At 45.6% G+C, this 1,769-nt stretch carries 2 protein-coding genes and 1 tRNA gene; all 3 read left to right on the top strand.

Annotated features, from left to right (window positions below; translation table 11 throughout):
* On the top strand, positions 1-331 hold a 331-nt coding region (locus tag GCCT14_RS05320), incomplete at its 5' end, for a PHP domain-containing protein (protein WP_478209997.1).
* Positions 332-364: 33 nt separating this feature from the next.
* Positions 365-438, top strand: a tRNA-Val gene (locus tag GCCT14_RS05315).
* Between the two features lie 24 nt (positions 439-462).
* The coding region (locus GCCT14_RS05310) for a hypothetical protein (RefSeq protein ID WP_157952667.1) at positions 463-1,769 on the top strand (1,307 nt) is incomplete at its 3' end.

The raw sequence follows: 1,769 nt of genomic DNA, 5'->3' as shown, positions 1-1,769 counted from the left end.
TTCTCTGATGTTCCCTGATCTTGCACAAGCGATTGACTTGATCCATGTATGTGGTGGATTTGCGGTTTTAGCTCATCCTGTAACTTTACCATCTACGTTACCTGATGAGTTTTTTGCTTCTTTGCCTTTTGATGGTGTGGAATTGATGCACCGAGGACAACGGTTGATCGGCAAATGGGCAGAGTGGGCCGAGTCGAGGCACCTTCTTATCACGGGTGGATCTGATTTTCACCATCCAAAAAAGGGGGATTATCTCGGATCTGGTTGGACAGAAAAAGCAACAGTTTCTGTTCTTCTTGCAGGGCGAAGAGAACCTTTACAATTGCCTTAATTTTCACTCTCTGAGCAGAATGGTTGCGATTTTGGGGTATTAGCTCAGATGGTTAGAGCGCCACGTTGACATCGTGGAGGTCAGCTGTTCAAGTCAGCTATATCCCATTCTTCTTTTAAGTTATCAGGAAGATGAGCCTTATCCCTATCCTTATTCAGGATCTTCTACTGTTACGGCTTGGTTCAGTCTTGCTTGGATCGACTGTTGCTCGTCTCTGTTCATCTGCTCAATTGCTTGGTGGGCAGGTTTTGGGCAGCTCAGTGTGTTATGAATTTATCGTTCGTATGCAGCTAGGGCAGGAACAAATTCCTGCTTTTGAAGAAGTGTTTCGTCGGCTTTGTTCAGAGCCTCTTTCTTTTCGTTTGATTCGGCAGCCACGGGCCAATGCCATTCTTTGGGCACGCGAAACAAGAAATTCTTTTTTTGCACGTGTGCTGGAAGAAAGAACGTGTGATTCCATTTTGCAAATGGTTGAACTGGATGGACGATTCGATTTTGTCGAAGGTCCAGTCGCAGATGACCCACTTCCTTTGCGAGCTGTTCGCATTGAATTGGAACGTGGGTTCGCTTCTTTTTTGCCAGCTATCTCTTGTTACCGGTTACGTGCTGTATTCCCTTCTTCTGTATGGGAACGAAAAATGGTGGTTCGGCAAGAGAAAACTATCAAAGAGAAGGAGAATTTTTTTCTTTATAATGAAGAAAGGCGCACAGCGATTCCAAGGTCGAAAGGTTTGCTTTTGATGCGTTCTATTTTGGATTGGTCGATGCATGTTTTTCAAAAAGAAGGTTTTTTATTTGTATTGTTCGATTCGACTTCTCAAAAAACTCGCCTTCCGAAAGGGGCGTGGAACGATTCTTTCTTTTCTTCACACTTGGATGTATGGAGAGCGGCGGGATGCCCTTTAGGCTGGTCTGGGGCTACTTTTCGTCATCTTCATGATGACAAGGTTCCTTCTTCTTCAGCATGGGGTCTTTTCTGTCTGGAATGGAGTCATGTTCTTTTCTCTTCTAGTTTTTGTACAAAACAGGATCTAGTGCTAGAATTGCGGAGGGTGTTCTGTATCCTTCTGCGTCTTGTGTCAAGTCTCGGGGTTCGTGTTTCGTTTCGAGCGCATTCTTCTGCTGATGTTTCTGCGAGTCAGTTGCAGGATTTTTGGGATCAGGTTGAGAGTACGAGAAGGAATGTTCTTGATGTGGTAGGGCGTGCGCAAGTAGCGGAGTACTCTTGGATGGGGATCGATGCAATAGGTCGTTTCTGGCACTTGGGTCGTGTCAGGTTCGCGCCTCTTCCTCGTTCATTGCAATGCGATACAGGAGAGGCAGTTTGGTGGGTTTGTTTCGAGCCTCTTGGCAGCATGGAGAGTTTGTCAGCTTTTTTGTGTCTGGGTGGTGGTGATGCTCTTCTTTCTGTTCCGCGTCGTATTCGACTTTTTACGTA

The sequence above is a fragment of the Candidatus Similichlamydia epinepheli genome, from assembly GCF_003056015.1.
The sequence above is the reverse complement of the archived record's forward strand: the minus strand, read 5'-3'. Positions and strand labels throughout refer to the sequence as shown.